The organism is Algoriphagus aquatilis, assembly GCF_042657405.1.
Taxonomy (GTDB): domain Bacteria; phylum Bacteroidota; class Bacteroidia; order Cytophagales; family Cyclobacteriaceae; genus Algoriphagus; species Algoriphagus aquatilis.
Map to the genome: position 1 here is coordinate 109,936 of NZ_JBHSKS010000006.1, position 26,087 is coordinate 136,022.

Here is a 26,087-nt window from a genome sequence, read left to right on the forward strand (position 1 = left end):
CTATTGGATAATCGTAATCGCTTTGGTTTCGGATTGGGTGATATTTTGCTCTCGGGAAGTAAACCTTACCACCACGGCATATGTTCCGTTTGGAACAAATTTTCCATTGACAATTCCATCCCAAGGACAAAATGCTTGGCGGGGTTCTAGGTTTTCGTGCTCACAATAAAAAATCAACTCGCCCCATCTGTTGAAAATGAAGACGTCCACATCGTCAATATATTCATTTGCATAAAGTACAAAGTTTCTGTTCGGGTCCCCAAGCACCACTCCGGATGGGTAGGTTACTCGCAGTCTACAATCTTCAAGAACCGAAAACGTAGCTGTATACTCACATCCTAAATTATCTGAAACCCTAAGTTCATAATTCCCCGGTTTAGTTGGAGTAAAGATGCCTTCTTGTGACACTTCTTCACCATTCAAAATCCAAGAATAATTATCATAAATACCAGGATTGATACTTAATGTATTTCCTTCTACTGCACAGATGGTAATTTCTTCCAGAGGGACCACCGGAGGAATGATGGTGGATTTAACCACCACTCCGTTAGCCCGTCCTAATTCACATCCGAATTCACTTCTTAGCAGTACTTCGTAGGTTCCTTCTTGTGTGACCTCGATGGAAGGTAGGTTGTCAAAAGCTGGAAGCCGTGATCGGGTACCGTTGACCACAAAAAACCACTCTAATTCTGCGACTTCACTGAGATTGGCTTCCACGTTGATCGTTGTACTCACTTGGTCTACGCAAAAAGGAACTACATCCAAGCTGACTGGTACATTTTCTGAAAGCACTTCCGCTTCAAACTCAATACGTGTGGAAGGACAAAGCCCGCCACTTGCTGGCTGCACCTCTAGTGAATAAGTTCCTGCTCTATTGGGTACAAAGGTTTGCCTTCTCCCTACGATCACACCTAAATCATCTCTCCATAGAAAAATGACATCGGCTGGTGATGCATTGGTAAGAATCGCTTCATAACTCACGCCCACCGAACAATTGATGACAGGAGGGGAAACTTGAAAATCAATCGGCTGTGAAATAGTTACAGCCATTTCAATTTCCATAGGACAGTCTATGCCAGTTGGATCTTCACCTCTCATGGTATAGGTTCCTGATTGGGTCAAAAGGTACTCTCCAGATGCATTCGGGGATATGACCGTTCCTGCCGAGTTGGTAAGTGTGTAGCTTAATGGCTTAGGTCCAGTGGGTGTAAATGCAAATTCCTCACAGGCATTGACGAGCGTTGGCACAGAGAAAACCACTTCAAATTTTTGCTCAATCACATACACCGTAGGGTCAGGAATGCTGCACCCAGATGGATCTTCCAATTCTATCACATACTCTCCATAAGGTACAGGGATAGTAAAAGTCGCTTGATTGGGAATTGCACCTGTGAAAATCTGTCCGTCTCCTTGTCTGACAATGGTGTAAGTGCCTGGTTGCGGTGTACCTGAAGAGAAAGTAATGGTCAACGAGCCAGGTTCCACGCCTGTGGCTGAGCAAGTCTCGTCGGTTTCTGTTACTGTAAACGCGTACAGACTCGGTGGATTCAGGTTTTCAACTGCTACTGTCAAGGAATACACACACCCAAAAGTATTCTCTGCCTCAATGGTGTAAGCTCCTGGCAAAACATTGTTCACTGGGATTACATCCCCATTGCTGACATTGTTGAAAACTAATCCAAGTTCAGTGAGGCGTACTTCGGATGCATCGGCCTGCATGGTGATTTCAAAAGCCCCATCCGCAGTGGCGCAATCAGTAGCTGGATTCGTTTGTGCAGCCACAAAAAGAGGAAGCTCATTTACCTTCAAATCCAATTTTTTCTCCACCACGCAACCATCCAATATGGGATCTTCGGTCACGAAAATCAATTCATAATCCCCTGGACCTGGGAGATTAGTGATGAATAACTCCAGTTCAAAGAACTCTCCAAGCGGTACTCTATTTCCGTCTTGATTCCGTTCATAAAACCATTCTCCTGTAATTGGAGTATTTGGCGCGAATGTTACGGATGTTTCTTCAAAACAGACTTCAGTGGCAGTCTGGGTCAGGTCAAATTCGAAGGCTGGTCCGACAAAAACTTCAGCTGTGGCAGGACAGGTATCGAACAATGCAGACTCATCGGTTGAAAGTCCTCCTGGCAGTCTATAGCTTACCCTTACCGTATAGATACTTTCCTCGTCAACTGTGATCGAATTGGAGTTGACATCTCCAAAGACCTGACCTGCTGCATTGGTCCATTGAAAGTCATATAATCCATCCGCTGGATCATATCCATCGATCGCAGTGAGTGTGACGGGATTACCTGCACAAAGCGTGGCGTCAGCCTCCAAGGTTAAGGTGGGCGGAGCGACTACTTCGATTTCGCCTTCAGCTGTAAAATAACCCACTTCAGCACAGCGGTCAACTCTGAGTTCGATGGTATATTTACCAGGTCTGTTGAAAAGTTGCTCTAGACTTTGGAACTGATCTCCCGGCCCTCCGAATGCATTACGGATGACAGTGCCGTCTTCGTGTGTGATCGTCCAAAAATAAGAGTCAATGTCAGGTTCACCCGCTCCTTCCAATAAAGCGCTTGCTCCCAACTCCGGATCAAGACAAAGTCTGGGGGGAAATGATAAGGCAGGTTCAGGAATCGAACTTCCCGAGCTTTGGACAAAAGAAGGCAGTCCCAAATTGGCAGTACCGGGCATCGGCTCCACCGCGTCTTGGTTGAAGGTGCTGGAAGCTGTACAGCCAGTGCCTACCTGAATCTGTCCGATTCGGTTGTCTCCTACCACTGCCACATAGATCTGACCGTCAGATGCGATTTGAAGCGCACCTAAATTTAGTCCTGAAGTTCCGCTTACTGTTTTTCGGGTGGTGAGGATACAAGCTTCTCGTTGGGCACGGGTGGTAGCCCCTTGGAAACAAGAAGGACAAGTGGTAGCGTTGGGATCGTTTGAGTTTACAGGTTTGATTATAAATTCTTCGATTCCGGGACCACCGTTTCGGTAAGAGACCAAAATCCGATCAGAGTCTTGGGAAAATTCAAGACCATAGACCGATCCGCTGCAACCCAGGTTAAGGCGGGCATATTCTGTCATTCGTCCGGTTTGCTGATCAAACTCGAAGATTTCAGCCCGATTACACCCTCCATCATTAATAGTCACTGCTACTTTGGTACCATCAGGACTGAATTTCATGGCACCAACCCCTGAGTTGAATCCATGATTGCTGCCTACTGAACTGATCACGGGCTGACCTATACCTTGGGCAGATACGGGGTATGCACGAAATGAATTATTACCCAATTCATGAAACATGACCCAAGTGGTGTCTCCCGCCGTGAAAGCGGCTGTGTGTTCCGTAGATGGACTAAATAAGAAATTGTTCTTGGTGACCACATTCCCTACACCTGTTTGGTTTTCAGATTTGATATCTACCAAAGAATAGCTCACCGTATTGCTACCTCCTGCCGTCGCTTGGGTGGTGAAAAGATAGAATAGGGTCGGTTGTGTAGGTACCGCTACAGCAATTACGGCCTGACTGGCCGTATTGTCGCCTCCGATATCAGAGCCGTTTTGCATCAGGTCGCCATTGAGATCCCACACGGACTTCCCATCCGTAAAGAAAAGTACTTGTCCTGCTTGATCCGAAATCGTGGTAGTTCCTGCGGGAATGTTTCTTGGATGGCGTTGGGCTATTGGTCTTGGAACAGGTGCATTTTCATCGTCAGGATCAGGATTGAAATCCAAACCAGCGCCATCACCGAAGTACCAGATGTTATTGGTCTGATCGGGGATATCCCACATTTTGATTCGGATCTCCGCATAGGCATAGCAAGAAGAGCCGGGCTCTCTTACCAGTACCCAATACAAACCTGGTTTGCAGACTTCATTGGCACCTTTTGGAATCCATCCTTTATCTCGTTGATTGGACCAGAAGTACTCGTAGTTTTGGCCGCCTGCTCCGGGTGCCTCTCCTCCCTGTTGGCCAGATGCAGCTTGAGCTTGGAGCAAAGGGTCTAGGTCGATACAGCTTTCGCAGAGCGTGGTATCGGAAGGGGTGAAGTTTGCTTCCAGATCATTCTCTGTCAAAGGAATCGATTTGTTGACCACTTTGGTCGACCCATCGGCAAATTCCACGGTAAGAGTGACTGAAACACTAGTGCCTTGAGCAGCATCCTGAGGTACCAGAAAATGTTCTTGCTTATAGTCTGCAGGAAGTGGATTTCCGTCCGAATCAGTCAAAGGGGGGCTAAATTCCCAATTGAAAGATACGGGCTGGTAGTTTTCCGGTGTGATTTCGCTCGTCAGCTGAATCGGATTGTTAGCACAAGGCTCTTCGGGATCCCAAGTAAAATCCACCGTAGGTTCCAAGTCCGCATTTGGAGCAAACACAGGAAAAACAGTACCACAGAAATCAGTTCCGGCAAATGGATCTTCATCAACTGTGAGTAGAGTTAGATCAGCCTCATTCGGATTGGCTACACGACCGATCAGTTGAGGACCTCCGGGGACTTCCTCATAGATGTAGTAGAGTTGGCCATCTGGACCTGCTTTGACATCGTATACCTGATGTAGTCCAGCTGTCAACGGGACTTCCTCGGGCGTTGCGCTCAGGTTATTGGTCGGTACTCTGAATAGTTGGTTGCCTCTTGAGAAATAAATGAAATTTCCATCAGGAGAAAATTCTGCACCATTGATAGATGCGCTACCTCCTGAATTGGTTATAGTCTGAGGTGTACCAAAATTGCCATTGGAAGTGTCAAAAGGAACCATCACCAGATCATCTCCGGGATTTTCGGGAATTAAAATCAACCTGCTGTTTCCCTCGTCAAAGACGATTCCTTTTGGGGTAAATGGAATTCCTTCCGTATCAGTTTGCGTGAAATCTCCCGCAGTGCTTCCCAGTCGCCTAGCCACAAGGTTGCCTCCTGTAAAGCTTATGAGATAGGAAGGGGAAGAAGGAGTTTTTACAACCAAGATGGCTCCTTGAGCAGGTCCAATGGATTGATCCTTGGATGTGATTTCCCCCAAGGGTCTTTCATTACCTGTAGCTTGGCCTGCAGCATTCATGTCTGCGAGGGCATATTGGAGTTGACCACCTGGCGAAATGTAAAAGATGTAAAATAACTTTTGTCCTCCGGGGCTTGGATCATAATTCAAAAATCCCGTAGCTACTTTCTGCTTGCCATCTATGTCCCCATTTAGTCCGGGGGCACTACCTTCGATGGGACTACCACTGTAATCATATACCAGTTCACCATTGGTGTAGAAAAGTGGTTGACCGGTAATGGGGTCTATTGCTAGTGCATTATTGTTTTTGCCAATCAGGATTGAGCTTGGCAAAGTCTGAACATTTGCAGTTTTTCCTTTCCCAAAAGACAGGTAACTATTCTCTCCTGAGCCGCAATTGCCAAAGATCCATTCATTGTTATTGAAACCCTGAGCCAAGGATTTTCCACTCTTTCCAAAAAAACCAAGGAAAAAGACACTGGTAAAAATTAAAATGAACCTTATGGAATTAGGGCTGCTTTTCATATTTTTCGACCTGCTTCCTAAAACAACCTTGAAGGTGATTCGTTTAGAAGCTGACTCACAATTCAAATAAACGAACAAATCCTTGTTACGGTCTCTGGTAGTTTTGGTTTTTTTTGCGCTTTCGTGGATTTCCACGAATCATGCTGCCTATGCCCAGGATCCCCAGTACAGTCAATACTACGCAGCTCCTCTTTACCTTAATCCGGCGATGGCGGGTGGGGAGTTGACTGGAAGAGTGGGTTTTAACTACCGCAATCAGTGGCCTTCAATTGATGCTCAGTTCACCACTTTTTCTGCTTACTATGATACTTACCTGCCTGATTACAACAGTGGCATAGGGGTCCATGTGATGCAGGACACGGAAGGCGCGGCCAAATTACGGTCAACTACCATTTCTGCTCTTTACTCCTATGAACTCAAACTGGCAGACAATGTCTATTTCAGACCTGGATTTCAGGCCTCTTACATCAGGAGAGAAATAGGTTTCTATGAGAGTTTGGTCTTTGCCAATAACATCAATCCAGTCGATCCTTTTGGCAATCTGATCAACTGGCCTGGTGATATACCGGGATTGGGAGATCCTGTCAGCATGCTTTCCTTGTCTGTGGGAGGATTGTTCTTCACTGAAAATGCGTGGGCAGGGCTTTCTGCTCACCACGTCAATCAACCCAATCAGTCCTTTATTGACGGAATCAGTCCATTGCCGATGAAACTTTCTTTTCATGCAGGTTACCGCATTTCTCTTGGGGAAGGCAGCATGAGAAGTGATTTTACACACATGAGGAGGCAGAGATATTTTACACCAACTGTCAATTACAAAAAACAAGGACCCTTTGAACAGTTGGATTTGGGCGCCTATTTTTATGTAGAACCGATTGTTTTTGGATTGTGGTATAGAGGGCTTCCTTATAAACCAGTGGAAAATCAAAGTAACAGGGATGCCATTGTGATGATGGTGGGCGTAAACCTGCTAAGCGGATTAAATATCGGGTACAGTTTCGACTACACGGTCTCCCAGTTGGGCATCCAGTCTGGCGGGGCTCATGAGTTGAGTTTATCCTGGACCCTTCCCAACAGTTATCAAGGGAAACCCTCTCGACGGGATACGATCCTCCCTTGTCCTAAATTCTAAATTAGCGTATGAGTGCAGAAAGTTTGAAATACCTCCTCATTGGGGTATTGGTTTTTGGGTATCTTCTGCGAAAAACGCTGGGCTATTTGAATGTCAAAAATCCAGTACCTGCCATTCCTGATACGCTTATGGAATATTTGAATGAGGCCAAACTCAAAGAATCCAAAGCTTACCAACAGGAAAATTTCAGGTTTAAGTTTTTAGCGGGCACCTTTTCCTTTATACTCACTCTCCTTTTTATTACACAGGGATGGTTTGGAGCCATCGACACATGGGTGGCAGGATATGGTCTAAGTCCCTTAGTAAAATCTCTGGTGTTTTTTGGGCTGGTTTTCGTAGGGTCTGATATTCTGAGCTTACCCTTTGACTATTATTCCACCTTTGTCATTGAGGAAAAATATGGCTTCAACAAAACCAACATTCGGACTTTTTTCAGTGATAAGGTAAAAGGATACCTGCTGTCTATCCTGGTAGGAGGAGCGCTATTGATGGTTTTTCTTTGGCTAATTCACCAGATGGGCAAAGACTTTTGGTGGCAGTTTTGGATTGTGGCCTCCATCTTTATGGTAGGGATTAACCTATTTTATACGGCATGGATTTTACCTCTTTTCAATAAGCTCACTCCGCTAGAAGACGGAGAACTCAAGCAAAAAATCGTTCTATACGCCAATTCGGTCGGTTTTCCACTTCAAAACATCTTTGTCATGGATGGAAGTAAGCGCTCCTCCAAGGCCAATGCGTTTTTCTCCGGATTTGGAAAAAGGAAGAAGGTAGTCCTGTATGATACGTTACTTGAGCAGCATCCGCCAGATGAACTGGTAGCTGTGCTGGCTCATGAAATTGGGCATTACAAAAGAAAACACATCCTCTGGAGTATGATTCTATCGGTGCTGCAAGTAGGGCTGATGCTCTTTTTGCTTGCTCAGTTTATCTTTTCTGAGCAAATGAGTGTGGCACTTGGAGGGATTGAATGGTCTGCTGAATTGAATATCATCGGGTTTACCATGCTTTTTGCCCCGATTTCCATGGTACTTGGTATTGGTATGAACTGGCTCAGTCGCAAAAATGAATTTGAAGCAGATGCCTACGCCAAGACCACCTTTGATGGTAAACCTTTGGCTGAAGCACTCAAGACACTTTCTGTAAAAACCCTCAGCAATCTCAATCCTCACCCTTGGTATGTATTTGTGAATTATTCACATCCACCGTTGTTGGAGAGGTTGGAGCGATTGGAGAAGTAGGTTGCAAAGTCGAAAGGTGCTAAAGTTGTAGGGTTATTCTACTTCTTAATTAAGTTTCTATTAAAAAAGGCTATCAGATTTTTCTAAAGGCACCTCAAGAAATAGAAAGACCGCCGATGTTTCCCGGCGGTCTTACTACCAAACTCAAATCTTGATACTTGTGTCTAGCTACTAGATATTTTATCTGCCACTTCTTGACTCTAGCTTCTAAACTCTATAAAACTCTTCCCATCCCTTTCTTGGCGGCATGCCTGCCAAGACTTGATTGGCAAGAGGGTTGTTGGTGATTTGTCTGGTTTCTCTATCAAACTCCAGTTTCACACCCATCTGCTGTGCCATGACCCCAAGACAGAATACCTGACTCAGTGGTCCTGCAATCTCAAAAGGAGATCTGGTTTTTTCTTCTCCTTTACATGCTTTTAGGAAGTTAGCGAAGTGATTGGAAGGGCTTTGAGGTACTTCAGGGAGTTTGGATTCCCATTCTTTGGCTTTTTCAGCGGGGATGATAGATAGGGTGCTGCCATGCGAACCGCCTTTGAAGGTGAGTTCCTTGCTGTAAATGATCTTTCCTGGATTGAGTTTGGCAGGTTGAATCTGTCCGTTGCTTGGCGGTGGGATATTTGGATCCAACTCGGATACTCCATATCCATCCGGTACAGCAGGGATATTATCCAAGCCATCATACCAGGTGATGGTCAGTGGAGGCATGGCACCACGCTCAGGAAACTTAAACTCCAAGGTGGTAGACATCGGGAAGAAGAAGGAATTGTGTCCACTCAGCTTCACGGGATTGACTTCGTAAGGTAGGCCAAGCTCCAAAAATTCATGTGCCGTGTCGATGATGTGCGCTCCCCAGTCACCCAAGGCCCCCATGCCGAAGTCATACCAGCATCTCCACTGCCCGTTGTGGAAGTCCTTATGGAAGCCATGAGGCTGAGCTTGGCTGGTCCATACATCCCAGTCTAGAGTAGAAGGAATAGGTTCAGGAGTAGGGAATTTCGTGATCTTTGGATCCCAGCCATGCCAACGGCGCCGGCTGTTCATGTGGGCGGTGATGGCGGTGACATCTTTGATTACACCGGCTTCTTTCCAGGTTTTGAACTGAAAGTAATTTCCCTCGGAGTGACCTTGATTTCCCATTTGGGTGGCCAGTTTAGGGTATTTTTTGGCAGCAGCCATCATGAGATCGACCTCTTGGAAGGTTCGTGCCATGGGCTTTTCCACATAGACATGCTTGCCTTCGGAGAGAGCCATCATGGTAGCAGGGAAATGTGAAAAGTCTGGTGTGGCAATGCTCACGGCATCAAACTCACCGCCGATCTCATCAAACATCTTGCGGAAGTCCTGATACTTTTTCGCCTGAGGAAACATGTTCATCACCTCCAAGGTCTGCTTGGCGCCCATGTCCACATCGCATAGCGCGACGATGTTACACAGGCCGGTTTTGTTCAGTTCTTTGATGATCTCATTGCCTCGGTTGCCGATGCCGATGCAGGCGAGGTTGACCTTGTCTGAGGGGGCCACATAGCCCATGGACTTGCCAAGGACGGAGGGGGAAATGAGTGTGAAGCCCGAAAGCCCTAAGGCTGCCGTAGCTCCGGTTTTTAGAAAGTCTCTTCTATTGGTTGACATGATTGGGGAATTTTGGGTGGGGATCAAATGCCTGTTTTGACCAATTTTTTACGCCACAAGATTTGATTACTTGCTCCAATCTACCTAGCATATTTTAGAAAAAGGAGTTTGGTCTTGAAAATCAACGGAAAGGTTTTCGGACTGATTTATTCGAATGGAGTGCTGTCAAGTCTATTTTTTCCTAAATTTTCTCCATAAAACAATCCTTCAATCCATGCGCGACCTAGCCGATTTCCATCATCCGATTTCTGAGCTTTTCTCCCAACCCAAATCTGCTTCAGACTGGGACCAATACCGTATCAGTAAGGAGCAGGTGGAGTTTTTTCATGAAAATGGCTATCTGGCTGATATTAAGCTTTTGGATGAGGCTCAAATCGAGGCCCTAAAAAAATCGCTTGATGAGGTCATGGATCCCAAGCATCCGCTCCATCATTTGTTCCATGAATTTCACAGCAATGAATCCGGGGATCCCAACAAAGTCCTTTTTCACTCTTTGGGTCATTGGCGGATTGCGGAAGCTTTTCACGATGTGATCTGGAATCCCGCGTTCCGAATGGTTGCCTCACAGCTTTTGGGAGATCGTCCAGTTCGGTTTTGGCATGATCAGCTCTTTTGCAAGCCAGCCCATCATGGGGGAAATGTGGCCTGGCATCAGGATTATAGCTATTGGACCCGAACCATCGAGATGCAGCACCTGACTTGCTGGTGTGGATTGGATGATGCTACGGAGGAAAATGGCTGTCTCCAATACGTGCCTGGTTCGCATCGCTGGGGTTTATTGGAGAAACCTGCACTGGCTGGCGAGATGGATGGACTCATGGCCATGATGACGGAGGAGCAAAAAGCGAATTTTAAACCCATTGCTATTCCTTTGAAAGCTGGGCATGCAGCATTCCACCATCCGCTCTTGGTACATGGTAGCTATGCTAATTTTTCTCCTCGTTCCAGAAAAGCCTTTGTGCTCAATGTCTTTGCCGATGGCACCGTGTCCGATACCAACCAACCACTTTTGGAAGGCGTGCCGGTGATTCCTAAGGGAGAAAAAATGGGAGGAAAGTTTTTCCCATTGATTTTTGACCCTAGTAGATTGGAAGATTGAAAAATTTGAAGATTGAAAAATTAGACACTGCCAAAAAGCCCAACTTCTTTTTAGCTTCGTAAGCTTAATAAAGCTACCTGCTACTTAATTTGACGGAGGTAGGGTTAAGAAAATGTCGTAAATCAAAAATCGTAAATCTTACTTCTTAATGGCTTCAGGACTATTTGCCCTATTAGATGATATTGCCACCGTCATGGATGACGTGGCTGCCATGACCAAAATTGCCGCAAAAAAGACCTCCGGAATTTTAGGGGATGACTTGGCGGTCAATGCTGAAAAAGCGTCTGGCTTTGTACCCGATCGAGAATTGCCTGTCCTTTGGGCGATTTCCAAAGGCTCTTTTGTCAACAAACTGATCATTTTACCCGTCGCATTTTTGCTTAGTGCTTTTGCACCCGTAGCAGTTACGGTGATTTTGGTATTGGGTGGGCTTTACCTTGCTTATGAAGGAGCCGAGAAAATCCTGGAATGGATTGTTCCTCATGCTCCAGCCCATGAAAAAATCGACTTGGACGAAAAGATTACGCCTGAACAGGTATTGACTCACGAGAAAAAGAAAGTCAAATCTGCGATTACAACGGATTTTATCCTTTCGGTAGAAATCGTAATTATCGCTATGAGTACGGTGGTGGAAAAGCCACTTTCCACTCAAATTGTAGTCGTGTCTATCATTGCAATATTGGCCACAGTAGGTGTGTATGGTTTGGTGGCTCTGATCGTTCGAATGGATGAATTTGGTTACAAATTGATCGCGCTGAATCCTGAAGACAATACTATTTCAGATAAAATCGGGAAGTTTTTGGTCAATGCCTTGCCTGTTCTGATCCGCATCATCGCCTTCGTCGGCACCATTGCTTTACTCTTAGTGGCAGGAGGAATTTTCGCTCACAACATCGACTTTTTTCATCACCTGATGGAAACTTGGCCTGGAATCATCAAAGATTTTCTTATTGGACTGGGTGTCGGGATAGTGATTCTCATTCCGATTCTTATTTTTAAGAAATTCATTGCTAAAAAATAAGCCAAACCCTTTTTCAAAATTTAATAGCCAGCTCATGAAATTTCCCTTCTCGACCAAAATTGCCGCTTTCTTGGTGCTCCTCTTTGGAGTCCATTGTGGAGGCTTTGCACAAAACGGCACCACCTTTCTTCAGTTTGAAGGCAAAGAAGGTCCCGGAAAGGGAAAGCACATCGTACTGGTAGCGGGAGATGACGAGTACCGCTCAGAGGAATCCATGCCCATGCTGGCCAAGCTTCTCTCCGAAAAGCATGGATTCAAAACGACCGTGCTCTTCCCGATCGAGCCAAGTACCGGCAATGTGGTTCCCAATCACCAAAACAACATTCCCGGATTGGAGCATTTGAAGACCGCAGATCTGATGATCATGCTGATCCGCTTTCGCGAGCTTCCCGATGAGCAAACCAAGCACATCGAAGACTTCCTCAAAGCTGGAAAACCCATCATCGGACTTCGTACTTCCACCCATGCTTTTGCCTATCAGAAAAACAAGACCTCTCCTTACTACAAATGGACTTGGAATGGAAAGGAAGCCGGATGGGAAAAGGGTTTTGGAAAAGTGATTTTCGGAGAAACCTGGGTCAATCACCACGGGATCCATGCCAAAGAAGGCTGCCGAGCACTCATAGATGGTGTTCAGGAAATGAATGATCATCCGATTTTGAGAGGAGTGAATGACATTTGGGTGCCTGAGGATGTATACGGAATTCAGTCTCTACCTGAAAATGCCACCGTACTTGTTCATGGCCAATCCACGGCAGGAATGCATGACAAAGCTCCTGTGATGTGGGAAAAGTCAGTCATGCCGATTGCCTGGACTAAGCCCTATCAGTTGGAAGGCGGAAAGCCCGGGATGGCCTTTGCCTCGACTATGGGTTCTTCCATGGGATTTCAGAGTGAGGATTTGAGAAGGTTGATGGTCAATGCCTCATTTTACCTTTTGGGAATGGCGGAAATAATCACGCCTGACCTGTCTGTGGAGATCGTAGGCGAATACAAGCCGACCATGTTTGGCTTTGATACCTTCCGAAAGGGGATGAAAGTGGCGGATTTCAAATAAAATTTTGGTCAACAGTCCACGGTCAACAGTCCACCGATTTGCGGCTGTCGACCGTCGTCTGTGGTCCGTTGACAAAACAAGAACCAATGAACAAAATAGGATTTAATGTGCTGGCTTGGTCAGCGGAGATTTCGGAAAACCTTTTTCCGATTTTGGATCGACTGAAAGCCATCGGCTATGATGGTGCGGAATTTTTTATAGGAGGCACAGATGAAAAAGCTTGTCGGGCCGTAGGGGATCATTGCAAAAACATCGGACTGGAAGTTACCACCGTGACGGTCATGGGGCCGGATGAAAACCCGATTTCTCCCGATCCCAAAGTCCGAGAAAAAGCCAAAGAAAAACTCCTTTGGATTCTTGACCGAGCCGCTGACCTGAACTCTCAAGTGCTCTGTGGACCTTACCATTCTGCCTTTGCCACCTTTGCCAGTCGGGCACCTATTGAGGACGAATACAATTGGTCTGCTGAGGTGCTTCACTCGGTGGCAGATCATGCCCAAAAACTTGGAGTCTTGATGACTCCCGAAGCTTTGAACCGATTTGAGTGTTACTTGGCCAACACCATGGAGCAGTTAGACTACTTGCTCGCCAAAGTCAATCATTCGAATGTGCAGGCGATGTTTGATACGCACCATGCCAATATGGAAGAAAAGAAGCTGGGCTTGGCGATTGAAAAAATAGCTCCCCGATTAGGATATTTTCATATCTCCGAAAATGACCGAGGCACTCCGGGTTCGGGTCATGTGCCTTGGGACGAGACTTTTGCCACACTCAAAAAAGTGGGCTATCAAGGTTGGTTGACCATCGAAGGCTTCACCCGTAATGATCCTGCCTTTGCCAACTCTATCGGTGTATGGCGTGAGTTTTCAGCGCCTTGGGATATGGCCGAAAACGGCTACAAGCTCATTCGGGAAATGGGAGAGAAGTACGGGCTTTGAGCCGAGTTTTATCAACGTCCAAAATGCAAAAGGAAGAAAGTGAATTGACTTTCTTCCTTTTTTTTAGCGTCGTGGAATCTTCTGATTCCAGGTTAAATATTGGTGCGGGACTCGATATTTTCCACTTCCACACCAAGTCGAAGAAACTCCTCTTTGTGGTCCATCAGTAGCTTGGCAAAAGCCGGATTGACATCTCCCTCTTCGTTGCGTGTGATAAATCCAAACTCGGTGCGGGAAAGTAGATTCACAAACCACAGCATTTTCGTGGCAGCTTCAAGATCCGGTGCAATAGCGAGGTCTGACTCCGGTGCCATGATTCCATTCTTTCCACTTCCAAAGCGTAAGCCTACTCCATTGTAAAGGAGCTCGCCAAGCTCATCGTATTGATGCTCGTTGATCCAAGTGTGGAGATAGGTAGCCGTGAAGATCATGTAGGTGCAGCTTTCCTTCAGGTTTTGGATGTCATTCAGGCTTATGTCCAGTCCATTTTTTTGATTAGTGATTGGGGAGACCGCTTTCAGTTCTCCGTTAATGACTGTTCTTGGCAATTCAGGATTGAAGCTGTATTTAAACTGGTAATAGGTGAGTCGGCTGAGGTAATGTTTTCTAAGATCTGGTGATAATTTTTCCCAATTCACATCTGACAAAAACACAGGCACGCTATGCATGACCAAGTCTTGCGAAAAGCAATAAATCTCCAACCAGTACTTTTTTATTTCTTCCAGATGCTCTTCAATGAATTCATCTACGTAGGTTTTGGTGATTTTCCAAAACAACTCGTCTGAAGCAGCAGAGTCATGGGCAGTGCTGATGGATTTCATCGGTTCAAACCCCTTCCAGTCCTGCATACCTAGGAGGTCCTTGGTTCGGGATATAAGACCCGATTCGGTCATGGCAGTAGAGATGGGCAAAAATTCTTTGAGTAGTAGCTTATCCGCAGTATGATTAATCAAGACCACTTCCTTCAAATGGGGAAGGAGGAGATTAGCAATGGGATTAATTCTCAAATTTCGATAGGCAGCTATGGCATATTGCTCTGTATTCAAATGCGTCCCTGTGAAGTGATCGTCAATTTCCGTGCAAAGACTTCCACTTACCCGTGCTACCCGTTTTGCCTGATTCCAAGCTTCTCCATCAGCAGGGGTGAAGCTTCTTTTTTGCCAAGCATCTTTCTCATGGGAAGTCAAAGGGCCTGTCAGGAAGATTTGGCTGGGTAGAGGGAGTCCTTCCGCATCAAGCAAAAATTTAATTTCCGCATCTGGGAATGCAAATTCCTGATTGGTTTCGTATTGGCATGAACCAAAGTACTTCACCCAATAGCTTCCCTGTTCTTCAGGATCAGGCCAAAATGCCGCTCTGTTCATTCCGTTCATCTGCCGGTTTCCAAAATAGGAATCCGAGCGAGTGTAACCTGGCAGCCTTTTCTCAATGCATCGGGAAAGATTGATTGGGTAGTCACGTTGGATATAGTCCAAGGTCAGTTTGTGAGAACCCTGCTCCAGCATTTCCAGATGCTTGAGCTTGGTGAGTTCGTATGGAATAAATTGTTGGGCTAAAGCATCCTGCCGCGCTTGTGAATAATACTGAGGGGCATCTTTTTCTCGATCTTTAATTACCACACGGGGCGCCGGGTAATCTTTTCGGTATTCCCAAAGGTGCAGTCTCATGGTTTCCAGCATGTAAGATCCTCCTCTTAAATCATCTTTCCGGATGATCTCCCTGTGGAAAATGGTGTAGTGGGGATGGGCTTTTTTGTCCTTGAAGTACACGTGGGTAGTCTGATAAGCTTCTACCCGAAGGGAAAGATTCCAAATGGATCTAGCTGCTTTTTGATCAAATTTCAATAGGTAGTACCCTTGATCATCAGACAGGGCTGAACCTAATTTTCGCCATTGCCCCAGCCAAGTTTTGGCCCAAAACTCCACTCTCATGTGGTGAATAGGGATTGCTTCGGGGCCTTCGCTGGATGCGAAGGTGATTCTGCCTTTTAGTTCAGAAGAAAAGTCCTTGCCTACTAGCTGTTGGTTTCTGGGGAAAAGAAAATCGACCCATTTGTGCAAAAGATTTCTGAGGTCCTTATAAAGAACGTAAGCCAGTTCGATCAAAATGGTAATCGGATTTGAAATCATTCTCGACTTCCCTACCTCAATGTGGTTGATACTTTTAAATCGGGGTGTAAAAAAGCTGCCCTTGTAGGGATATTCAATTTTAGTTTGTTTCTGACATTCCTGAATGATTTTTTTTATGTCTTGGTGGTTCATTGGAAAGGTTGAAGAATTCATTTGGATCAAAAATTAAAAGGTGGGAGGATAATGGGTTAAAAGTGAATAGCTATCTAGACCAAGTTGAGATAAGAAGGGGATAAGGGATGTGCATAAACCATTCAGTTTAGAGGTTGAATTGAAAATTGAATTTTCCTGATTAAAAAAAAGGACAGTCAAGTTCGTCCGTGTTTAGTAGGTGTCTATTTAGCTTGAAATTCAATAGATATCAAAAAAATACAAAAAATATCATCTAATATTTCTATAAAGAAATAAACTGTTTTTTTTCATTGGCTTTTTGATGCAATTTGGAGAAGCAATGCCCATTCAGGTTTTCTTCATGACTTTTTAGAAGAGGGCCAAATTTTAATGGGGTTTTAACGAGAACATTTTAGGATATGAATAAACCAAAGTATCTCTACGACCGAAAAGGCCCATGGCCTCAGCCAAGTCCTTCACACCCTTTTGGAGAGGCGCCTGCTGTAGTACACATACCCAAAGATGAGCAACGGACTTGGTTTTGGAATATCGGATTTCGATACATTCGAAACGTTCTTTTTTATTGGCCCAAAGCCATGTTGAAGGCTTGGCAAAATCCTAGTTGGGAAATTTTGGATGATGAGGTCTTTTGTGATCAGATTTACACCACTCCTTTAGCCAAGTTTTTAAATGCTACGATTGATGAGCCATTGCAAAAGATCTTTGCCGAACAACTAAAGGATAAATCAGAAGGGGATGAGTATTATGTGGCGGATTTCAGTTGTATGAAAAACGTCATTCCTTTCAAAGGACTTTATGTAGCCTCTACGGTTGCTCTAATGAGTAAGCCTAAGGATGAAAACAGGTTGAGGCTACACGGAATTTACATTTTTGAAACCCAACTGTTGGTCCTGCCAGGTGATGGAGATGCGTGGTCCCTTGCCAAAAATTTTGCGATGATGGGAGCTACCTATCGCATCCTGCTTTCTACACACCCGATCCTCCATTTTCCTTTTGATACGATTAATGCAATCACCAAGACTGCTTTGCCTGTAGATAACACCGTATTCAAAATTCTTTATCCTCACTTTCAGTTTACCCTTACACTGAATGATTCGGTTTTAGAAAGTAAGAGCTCTCCCGTATACAACGATCAAAAATATCCATTTACCGGATTTTGTGGACCTCAGGATGGCTTATTGACGCTTTTAGAGTCTGGCTATGTGGGAATCGAAGGTAATTCGTCCTATCCAAAATTTGTCTGGGACATTGAACCCACTCCGATTAATTCGGATTACAATATCTTCCTAAAGCAGTATTATGATGCTTTTTTGAGGTTTACCAAAGAAGTAGTCAAGCATATTCCTGCGCAAGAAAAGCCTGAAATCAAAATCTGGGCGGACTATATCGCTCAGTGGCTGCCGGGATTTCCTTCCGGAGAAAAAATCATGGAAGGCGACATGCTCGCAGGGTGTTTGGCCAAAGTCATGTGGGATCTCTCCGTGGCGCATGCCACCGATCACCACTCCTATGGTACCATTCCCATCAATAGGCTTCCTCTCCGGATGCGGGTGCCACCACCTGCCACAAGGAAGGACACTTTTAAAGCGAAAGACCAAGCGAAGTTTATCGATATTTTCAAGTATGCCTTGGAATGGAAATTATTTTTCAATGACCATACAGTGACCAGACTGATCGATGTGGATTACAAATTTGCCACTCCTGAATTACAAAAATTACAAGCCAATTTCCTTCAGGATCTGGAGCTCGTGGACCTGCACATGCCGGTCAAAAAGTATATGGAATTAAAAAATATTTCCATCAGTATCCAGTTTTGATGCTTTATGATTAGACTTCCCAATCAAACCTTCAAGGAGAATAAGAATTACCTCTTTTTCAAAGACTTTGATGTGGAGGCTAATTGTGAGGTCATTTATAAAATCCCCAATGTCGCCAGCGCACCCGAAGGTGAATTGCAAAGGCTCAGAAATGAACTGCTTATCAGTGAGCGGATTCATTCTTCAAAGATCGTCAGAGCTATCCGAATTGATAAGGCCGGTGATCAGGAAGTCTTGGTTCGCTCCTTTGTCCAAGGGGTAGATCTACATGGAAAAACCTTCACTAATGTTGGCTTCGGACCTGTAATTCGACTTTCTATCCAGATTGCAGAAGCTCTAAAAGACCTTCACGATTCAGGTGTCTTTCACAAAGACATCAAGCCGAGCAACATTATTTTCAACGAAAAAACAGGATTGGCAACCCTGATTGATTTGGGGATAAGCCAGCTCATCGGCAAAGACGATCAGGTAGAGATTCAGAATGAGCTGGATGGGACCCTTGATTTTATCTCTCCAGAGCAAACTGGCCGAGTTAACAGAAAAGTAGATTTCAGAACGGACTTTTACTCCTTGGGAATAACGCTCTATTACCTAGCCTGTGGAGAATTGCCATTTGCAGGGCATGAGAATCTTGCTTTGATCCATCAGCACATTGCAGCAGAAATACCCTTACTTCATCAAAGGTTTCCACACGTTCCGGTTTTGTATTCGAGGATAGTAGCCAAACTCATGGCCAAAAATCCTGAAGACCGTTACCAAAGCTGCTCCGGTCTGCTATTTGACTTGTTTAAAAGTGAGGAAATTAGTGGGGTGGAGGTCACTCCCATAAACCAAAAAACCTATCAGCTTGGGCAGTTTGACATCAGTTCGGAACTGAAGATTCCTGACAAACTTTACGGCCGAGAGCGCGAAATTCGGATCCTCCAACAAACGTTTGAGAAGATTCACGATACCTCCAAGCCGCTTATACTGATCAGTGGTACCTCTGGGGCTGGAAAGACGGCTCTTGCGATGAAATTTAAAGAAATAGCCTTTTTGCACCGGAGTTATTTTATTGAAGGCAAGTTTGACCACCTCCAAAAAAACATACCCTACTCTGCACTTATCAGTGGGCTCCAGGTTCACATAGACCAACTCCTGCTGGAAGAAAATGACCGAATAGAATTTTGGGCTAATCGAATTCAAAAAGCCCTCGGAAGATCAGGAAAGGTGATTTCGGATATTCTTCCCAATCTGGAATTTTTGATTGGAGAGCAAGAAGATATTCCGGTTTTGAGTGGAACGGAGAGTCAAAACCGATTCAACAGCACGATGGTGAAATTTATCCGGGCCCTCGGCACGGTAGATCATCCCACGGTATTTTTGATTGATGACTTGCAATGGGCAGATTTGGGATCGATCACCATCCTTCAAAATTTGCTACAGGATGCTTCCAATGACGAGGTGCTCATAGTAGGTACCTACCGAGACAATGAGGTCCATGAGGCACATCCGCTGAGAATCATGCTCAGGGCTTTGAGTTCTGTGGGACTTGATCCTATTCAGATCGTCTTGGGAGATTTGACGTTGGCTTCTGTTCGGGAGATTTGCTTGGACACATTTGGATTAGAAAGTCCGGGGATCTCTGAATTAGCTTCCATTATCTATCAAAAAACCAATGGGAATGCCTTCTTCACCTTACAATTTCTCAAGGGAATGTATGAGGAAGGAGCGATTGTCATCAATCCCAAAACCAGGCATTGGAAATGGGATATCCAGCGGATCATTCAGGCGGAGTCATCCCAAAATGTGGTCGAATACATGACATCTAAGCTTTCCAAGCTTAGTAAAGAAGCTTCCACAGTAATTTCCTATGCTTCTTGCCTTGGTAATTCTTTTGATAAATCACTTCTCGAGCAACTGGTTCCTCTTTCTTTGGAACACTTCGACAAAGGAATGGACGAGGTTCTTATCAATGGCTTAATCCTTCGTAATTCCGGTTTCAAAGAAAAAAACAATTACCTCTTCGCTCACGATAGGATTCAGCAGGCTGCCTATTCAAGCCTATCCGAAAAAGACAAGAGTGATATTCATCTGTTGATTGGAAGAAAGCTTTCTCAAGCGAATCTTTTGGAAGACAAAAATGAGTGGCGATTTGATCTGGTGGATCACTTGAACAATGGTATCCAAAGCATGATTGATCTGTCGGAAAGAGCTGAATTGGTTCGGCTAAACCTCAAAGCATCAGAGCTGGCTCGCAATTCTGCTGCTTACGATATTGGGCTAAAGTATGCTAAAACGGGCCTTTTTCTGCTTCCTGAAGATTCTTGGCAAACTCACTATGACACAACCCTGGCCCTCTACAATGAGATGGCAGAAAATGCTTTTTTGAAAACTGATTTTGAAGAAGCTCACCGTCATATTGATGCTATTTTAAAGCATGTCCATACCAGTTTAGAAGCCGAGACCGCCTATAAAATCAGGGTTTTGGCATATCATGCCCAAAATAGACTGTTGGACAGTATCTATTCCGGACTGGAGTTTTTGGAAAAACTTGGTGTCGTTCTTCCAAAAAACCCAACCAAAGCGACCATCATCCGAAATTTCCTTTCGGCCAGATGGGCATTAAGAAATGAGACCATCGAATCGCTCTATCACAAACCGCTGATGACAGATCCGGTCAAGCTGGCGGCTATTCGGATGCTTACCTACCTGAATGGTCCTACCTATGTGGGACTGCCAAATATGAATCCTATTCTGATTTTTGAGCAGGTCAAGCTTTCAGTCAAGTATGGCAATACACCCGCCTCTTCCAGTGGCTATGGGGGATATGGACTAGTGCTTTGCGGACTGACCGGTGAAATGCGTCTGGGTGCCAAATTTGCCCAGCTGGCAAGAGATATTGTGGAGAAATATGATGCCCGTGAAGAATTCCCTAAATCCCATCTGATTACCAATGTCTTTGTCAGACACTGGACCATGCCTCTGGTCGATTCCCAAGAGACCACGCGTGATATCTATATCCGTGGGGTCGAGGTAGGTGATTATGTCTTTGCGGCTTATGGGGCTGAAGTTTATTGCTTTATGCAGCTGTTTTCGGGCACACCTCTTCCTCAGTTTTTTGACGAAGTGGAGACCTATGACCATGCACTGCAGCATGTGATCAATCAAAAAAACACATCACTCGATGTGTCTTCGATCCGGCAAATGATGGATCATTTGCAGGATTCGGCTTATACCTCGGGAATAATCAAAGGAAAATATTACGACTATGCCAAAACCTTTGACTATCAAAAGAAGACGAACGCCCTGAATGGCATTTTCAAGTCCTCGGTGTATCAGATGATGATGTATTACCTGTTTGGTAGAATCGAACGGGCCGCATTCATTTCTCAAAGGGCTATGGAATACAAAGATGCGGGCATCAGCCTATTTCATATCGGTGCATTTTACTTTTACAGAGCGTTGATTTTGATCGCATACCTGCCAAAACTGGAAGGAGTAAAACGCATCAAGGCAGAAGCCGAACTTGAACTTTGTCTTCGAAAAATCAACTGGTACAAGCGCACAGCACCTTTCTCCTACAACAACAAGTATCATTTGGTACTGGCTGAAAACTACCGTCGAAAGCTCAATATTACCAAGGCAAGGGATCATTACGAGCAATCCATTCATGAAGCCAAAGTGAACGGACTTATTCTAGAAGGTGCTTTGGCCTGTGAGCAGTTTGCCTATTTTCTTGACCAATTGGGAAGAGAAGAAGCCCATAAGTTTTACTTGGGCAAGGCAATCAACCTCTATAAATCCTATGGAGCCAATGCAAAAGTTAGCCAGCTGATGCTAAAGAATAAAAAGCATTTTCCGGTTTCATCCGCCCAGGTCTCTACTTCTATTTCATCCAAGTCTGGCTCTCTGACGCATACTAACCTTAATATGTCCACCATTTTTAAAGCTTCACAGGTGATCTCAGGAGAAATTGTGCTCAATGACCTGCTGCGCAAGATGATGGAGCTTCTTCTGGAAAATGCAGGAGCAAACAAGGGCTGGTTTTTGATCAAGGAAAAAGGAGAATGGATGATTAGAGCTTCCAATGACCTTTCTAAGCAGGAAGGGAACAGCACGGAATTGATCGATCTAACCAAATTGCCCCGTAATCAGCATCCACTTTCACTTAAAGTAGTCCAATATGCCGAACGTACAGGCAAGCCCGTGGTGCTGAGTGATGCTTCCACACTTGGCAAGTTTGTTCAAAATGACGACATCATCCGTTTGGGAAGTAAGTCTGTCTTTTGTGCTCCGATCATCAATCAAGGCAAAATCCTCGGGACCATCTATTTGGTCAATGAGCATATTACCAACGCCTTTACAGAAGAAAATGTGGAGTTACTCAACTTGCTTTCTGTTCAGCTCTCTATTTCACTCCAAAATGCCCTTCTCTACGATAGCCTAGAATCGCAAGTGAAAGCTAGAACCTACGATTTGATGAAGGAAAGGGACCTTTCCGAAAGTTTGCTGAAAAATATTTTGCCTTCCAAGGTGGCGGAAGAACTCAAACAGCGAGGTTCAGTGGAAGCGAAACATTTCCCTAAGGTCACGGTGTTGTTTACTGATTTCAAGGAATTTACACAGATGACCAAATCCATTTCTCCCAAAAAACTTGTCGAGGAATTAGACTTTTTGTTTAGCAGATTTGATGAAATCAGCCAAAAACATGGAATAGAGAAAATCAAGACGATCGGGGATTCTTACATGGCAGCCAGTGGAGTTCCAGCTCCAGGCATACATGATGAAATAAGAATAATCGATGCTGCACTCGAAATGGTAGCCTTTCTGGAGGAGGTCAAATCTCAAAGAATTTCCCAGGGCAATGACTTTTATTTTCAGGCCAGGATAGGGATTCACACAGGACCTGTGGTAGCTGGAGTAGTAGGGAAAAATAAGTTTGCCTATGATATTTGGGGTGGTACTGTGAATCTGGCTTCCAGAATTGAGTCTTCGGGAGAGCCTGGAAAAGTCAATATTTCAGGTGATACCTATGAATTGGTAAAGGAAGTGTTTCACTGCACTCATCGGGGTCAGATTGATGTCAAAAGCTACAAACAAGTCGACATGTATTTTGTGGAAAAAAGGAAATGAAATCGAGCATGACGCTAAGCGACACACAGATGAATCATTATAATCCATGCGAGATTTCATGTGGCCTTTAAAAATCAAATTATAATCACATGAAATGCCCATGAGAAAATGCTTCTCACAGAGGGAAATGATTATCTAGGGCATTCCATCTGACCTTAAAAAATCAAAATATAAACAGATGAAATCAGTTTTATTCCTGTTCTGGAATAGCCATAGTATGATTTCCTAGCAACTTCCATTTCCCATCTACCCAAGCATAGGTTCGCATGAAGTGGTAGAGCGTCGGGCTTGGGCCTCGATCAACCACGGTGAATCCACTGACAATTCCGGTCTTGCCCAAAATGACCACTTGCTGATTTTTGGTAGTTCGGTTTCGGGTATCATCAGCTTGTCCGGATTGGATTCTTTTTGCACGGCTAAGCACTGCTTCTTTTCCATCGATGAGGCCTGCATGATTATGCACCCAGATAAATTCATCGGCTACTAAACTTTCCAAAAATTTCACGTCGGAAGCTAGCAGGGCATTTTCCCAACCCTTGTCCAATTCAAGCAACTGTGCTTCGGAAGTTTGGGAATAGGCCGTTAGGGAAAGGATCAAGAATGTGAAGAGTAGGATAAGAGATTTCATCATGAGGATTGATTTCAAATTAATGGGGTGCTTTAGACACTTTTTGATTCATCAAGCGGGTCATCAGGAATATTGCGGCAAGACAAATTCCCAGAAACCCCAAAAGAAAACCATGGCCCGTGAAATAGGCGAGTTTTCCAAAAAGGAAAGGCATCAGCGTGATTCCCACATAGGCACTCGCCATCTGCATACCCATGATGGTTTGGGAGTTTTTTGCTCCAAAGTTGACTGGAGTCTCGTGCAATAGGCTGGGGAATATCGGTGCACAACCCAGTCCTACGAATAGGAATCCGACAATCAGCGTGTAGGAGGTAGGAAGAAAAAGGAAAATCAAACCGATTCCTATCACTCCCTGCCCCAAATAGACTAGTTGCCGGTTGGTGAAATGGGCCGTCAGAAAACCGGATAGAAATCGTCCTACAGTAATACCCAGGTAGTAGATCGAAGTCAATCTTGCCGCTTGATCTACTTCAAAACCCCGCTCGAAAACCAGAAAACTCGCTCCCCACAAACCAAAAGTTGCTTCGATGGTGCAATACAGAAAAAATACCAGTAAGGCTTGTTTCAGCCCTTCCACTCTCCCGATCAAGGAGAAAAATCCCTCGGATTTTGAAGGCTCCTCGGCTTGCTCTGACTCTTTATTTTTTGCCCATAGTGGAAGAGAAAGCACCAAAATCACCACCAATCCCAATTGAATCCAAGCTACGGTTCCATATCCGCTGGACCAGGAATTTCCTTTGGCAAAGTGTCCAGCCATGATGATCGGACCAATTGCCGCACCCACTCCCCAAAAACTGTGCAGCCAGTTCATGTGCCTAGCCTCAAAATGCAAGGCTACATAGTTGTTCAGTGCCGAATCCACACTGCCTGCACCCAGTCCCAGCGGAATTGCCAACAGGCATAGGTAGATAAACTGACCGGAAAGTGAAAAGCCCATCAAGGCTAATGCCGTCAAAAGCACGCTAAAGGTGGTAACAATCGGGACCCCAAACCGGGAAATGACTTTGCCGCTAAAAAGACTTGAAACCACCGTGCCCGCTGCTACGATCATGGAGATCAATCCCGCATAGTCCACCGGCACTCTCAATCCCTCGTACATCGCAGGCCAGGCTGATCCCAAAAGTGAATCGGGTAGACCCAAGCTGATAAATGCAAGGTAGATGACAATTAGCAGCAAGGTCTTTCTGCCATGATTAGATGCTTGTGTTGACATTCTTCAAGAATTTGGCTTAGAGTAGTAATGCGTTATTGCTGAGTAGAAGCAGGGATATACCATCTGTTTTTCTCCAAATCCACTCCTCCGCCAAGCTCTTCCTGGACTACTCTGTCTATGATCCACAGGCCTTTTTTGGCCATGTTATCAAATGTATCTATCCCTTCTCCGGCAAAGCCAATGCGGGTTCGGTGGATATGAAATCGGTTAGAAAACTTGCGTCCAAAGGCTTTTTCCACCTCTTTTTTACCCATCATAAAGCCGATCAAGCCTCCCCAGGTAGCGGTGGGATTGTCAGAGTCCCAACCTGCCAAAGCGCCGATCTTGATGGTTTGGATCAGGTCGCCTTCTCCGTAAAACAGGCTGACCAAACTCGCCGCAAAGTTGATCCCGGCAGCAAAGCATCCATTGCAATAGAGGTTGCGGCTGGTGAGGTCATAGCCGTCCCGCTGATTGACTTGGTAGCGGATGTAGACGGAATCCCTGGCCTGCTCCCAGGTGATTCCTTCCTCGTACTTGGCTTTGACAAAGTCATACATCCTGGCAGCATAGGAGGAGTCCAGCAGCGTACTTTTTGCCTCTTCTGCCATCCACATTAATCGGTCCTTGATCGGCAAAGCCGGATCTGCTGCTGAGGAGAGGGAAAACATAGCTACATAAAACTCCGATATCCACTGGCTTTCCATTCTGGCAGTGGTCTGAATAGGAAGTTTGGCCATTTCGATCGCTTTTTTGGGCCGAGCAGGTGCATAGAGTCCAAAAATCTCAGTCGTCAGTTGCGCGTCTATCATGTCGTATTCTGGATTGTTTGCCGGATCTCCAGTGGCAGGAGGCACCAGTCCAGCACGCATCAGGTCAAAGGCTTTTTGATTGGATACCCAGAGGTAGTTTTCTTCCTCTGCTTTGATGTGGCGTAGCCAGCCTTGTCGGATTTGCTCGCCGGTCAGCATTGAGGTGTTGTTTCTCAGGAGCAGTTCCTGATACATGTATTCAATGTCGGTGTCGTCGTCCGCTCCCCAAAGTGTATCCTCGTCGGCAAACACAAAATCAATCGTCGGTGACAGGTTGCTTGGGATTCCCTCTGCCCAAATGCTGGGTTGGTCGGTTTTGCCCCAATCTTCCCGGGTGTAAAAAGCCCCCGTCTTTACCTCTCCGATTTCTCCGATTTTGTCCATCTCGGTGACCAACCCGGTCCAGTTGGCGATACAGGTAGCCAGCCAAAATCCCTGAAGCTGATCCTCATACCGTCCGCGGTCGATGATCAGATCGCTCGCTTTCGGTTGATATTCTTGGTAGGTCAAGCTTGGGTTTTTCTCAGGCGTGGCCTTTTGATCACAGGAAAAAACCGAAAAGGAAAATACGATCAGCAAAAGAAGGCAGGGGAGTGGTCTTGAGGTATAAGTCATTTTC

Annotated in this window: 14 protein-coding genes; 8 read left to right on the forward strand and 6 right to left on the reverse strand. The window is 45.2% G+C overall.

The features are described 5' to 3' along the window. Positions 1-5,436: a hypothetical protein gene (locus ACFPIK_RS09750; protein ID WP_377914685.1), complete on the reverse strand. Its 5,436-nt coding sequence runs from the start codon at positions 5,434-5,436 to the stop codon at positions 1-3. 169 nt (positions 5,437-5,605) lie between these two features. Between ACFPIK_RS09750 and ACFPIK_RS09755 the strand changes: the two genes are divergently transcribed. Together ACFPIK_RS09755 and ACFPIK_RS09760 are read left to right on the forward strand one after the other, a co-directional pair. Then, positions 5,606-6,655: a PorP/SprF family type IX secretion system membrane protein gene (locus ACFPIK_RS09755; protein ID WP_377914687.1), complete on the forward strand. Its 1,050-nt coding sequence runs from the start codon at positions 5,606-5,608 to the stop codon at positions 6,653-6,655. Between the two features lie 8 nt (positions 6,656-6,663). Further along, on the forward strand, positions 6,664-7,896 hold the full coding sequence (locus tag ACFPIK_RS09760) for a M48 family metallopeptidase (RefSeq protein WP_377914689.1): 1,233 nt from the start codon (positions 6,664-6,666) through the stop codon (positions 7,894-7,896). A gap of 207 nt (positions 7,897-8,103) precedes the next feature. Here ACFPIK_RS09760 and ACFPIK_RS09765 read toward each other — a convergent pair whose 3' ends face one another. Next, the gene (locus tag ACFPIK_RS09765) at positions 8,104-9,528 is read right to left on the reverse strand and encodes a Gfo/Idh/MocA family oxidoreductase (RefSeq protein WP_377914691.1); all 1,425 of its coding nucleotides are present in this window, start codon (positions 9,526-9,528) and stop codon (positions 8,104-8,106) included. 214 nt (positions 9,529-9,742) lie between these two features. Between ACFPIK_RS09765 and ACFPIK_RS09770 the strand changes: the two genes are divergently transcribed. From ACFPIK_RS09770 to ACFPIK_RS09785, 4 genes are all read left to right on the forward strand, one after another. Then, on the forward strand, positions 9,743-10,627 hold the full coding sequence (locus tag ACFPIK_RS09770; protein ID WP_377914693.1) for a phytanoyl-CoA dioxygenase family protein: 885 nt from the start codon (positions 9,743-9,745) through the stop codon (positions 10,625-10,627). 148 nt (positions 10,628-10,775) lie between these two features. After that, positions 10,776-11,648: a DUF808 domain-containing protein gene (locus ACFPIK_RS09775; RefSeq protein WP_377914695.1), complete on the forward strand. Its 873-nt coding sequence runs from the start codon at positions 10,776-10,778 to the stop codon at positions 11,646-11,648. Between the two features lie 34 nt (positions 11,649-11,682). Beyond that, positions 11,683-12,705, forward strand: coding sequence for a ThuA domain-containing protein (locus ACFPIK_RS09780; protein ID WP_377914697.1), 1,023 nt, complete (start codon positions 11,683-11,685; stop codon positions 12,703-12,705). An 86-nt stretch (positions 12,706-12,791) separates the two neighbouring features. Further along, entirely contained in the window at positions 12,792-13,643 is an 852-nt protein-coding gene (locus ACFPIK_RS09785; RefSeq protein ID WP_377914699.1) for a sugar phosphate isomerase/epimerase family protein, read from the forward strand. Positions 13,644-13,735: 92 nt separating this feature from the next. Here the strand turns inward: ACFPIK_RS09785 and ACFPIK_RS09790 are convergent, their stop codons facing one another. Further along, a complete protein-coding gene (locus tag ACFPIK_RS09790) occupies positions 13,736-15,904 on the reverse strand; it encodes a lipoxygenase family protein (RefSeq protein ID WP_377914701.1) in 2,169 nt (722 codons plus the stop codon). Between the two features lie 398 nt (positions 15,905-16,302). Between ACFPIK_RS09790 and ACFPIK_RS09795 the strand changes: the two genes are divergently transcribed. Beyond that, entirely contained in the window at positions 16,303-17,721 is a 1,419-nt protein-coding gene (locus ACFPIK_RS09795; RefSeq protein ID WP_377914703.1) for a hypothetical protein, read from the forward strand. A gap of 6 nt (positions 17,722-17,727) precedes the next feature. Further along, positions 17,728-22,836 carry an adenylate/guanylate cyclase domain-containing protein gene (locus ACFPIK_RS09800; protein ID WP_377914705.1) on the forward strand — a complete coding sequence of 1,703 codons (5,109 nt, stop codon included), beginning with the start codon at positions 17,728-17,730 and terminating at the stop codon, positions 22,834-22,836. A gap of 190 nt (positions 22,837-23,026) precedes the next feature. On the opposite strand, the gene ACFPIK_RS09805 is transcribed toward ACFPIK_RS09800, so the two are convergent. The 3 genes from ACFPIK_RS09805 to ACFPIK_RS09815 are packed head-to-tail and all read right to left on the reverse strand — an operon-like array spanning position 23,027 to position 26,083. Further along, a complete protein-coding gene (locus tag ACFPIK_RS09805; protein WP_377914707.1) occupies positions 23,027-23,467 on the reverse strand; it encodes a nuclear transport factor 2 family protein in 441 nt (146 codons plus the stop codon). Positions 23,468-23,483: 16 nt separating this feature from the next. Further along, positions 23,484-24,677, reverse strand: coding sequence for an MFS transporter (locus tag ACFPIK_RS09810; protein WP_377914709.1), 1,194 nt, complete (start codon positions 24,675-24,677; stop codon positions 23,484-23,486). 32 nt (positions 24,678-24,709) lie between these two features. After that, complete coding sequence (locus ACFPIK_RS09815; RefSeq protein WP_377914711.1) at positions 24,710-26,083, reverse strand: ADP-ribosylglycohydrolase family protein; 1,374 nt, start codon at positions 26,081-26,083, stop codon at positions 24,710-24,712. Positions 26,084-26,087 lie beyond the last annotated feature (4 nt).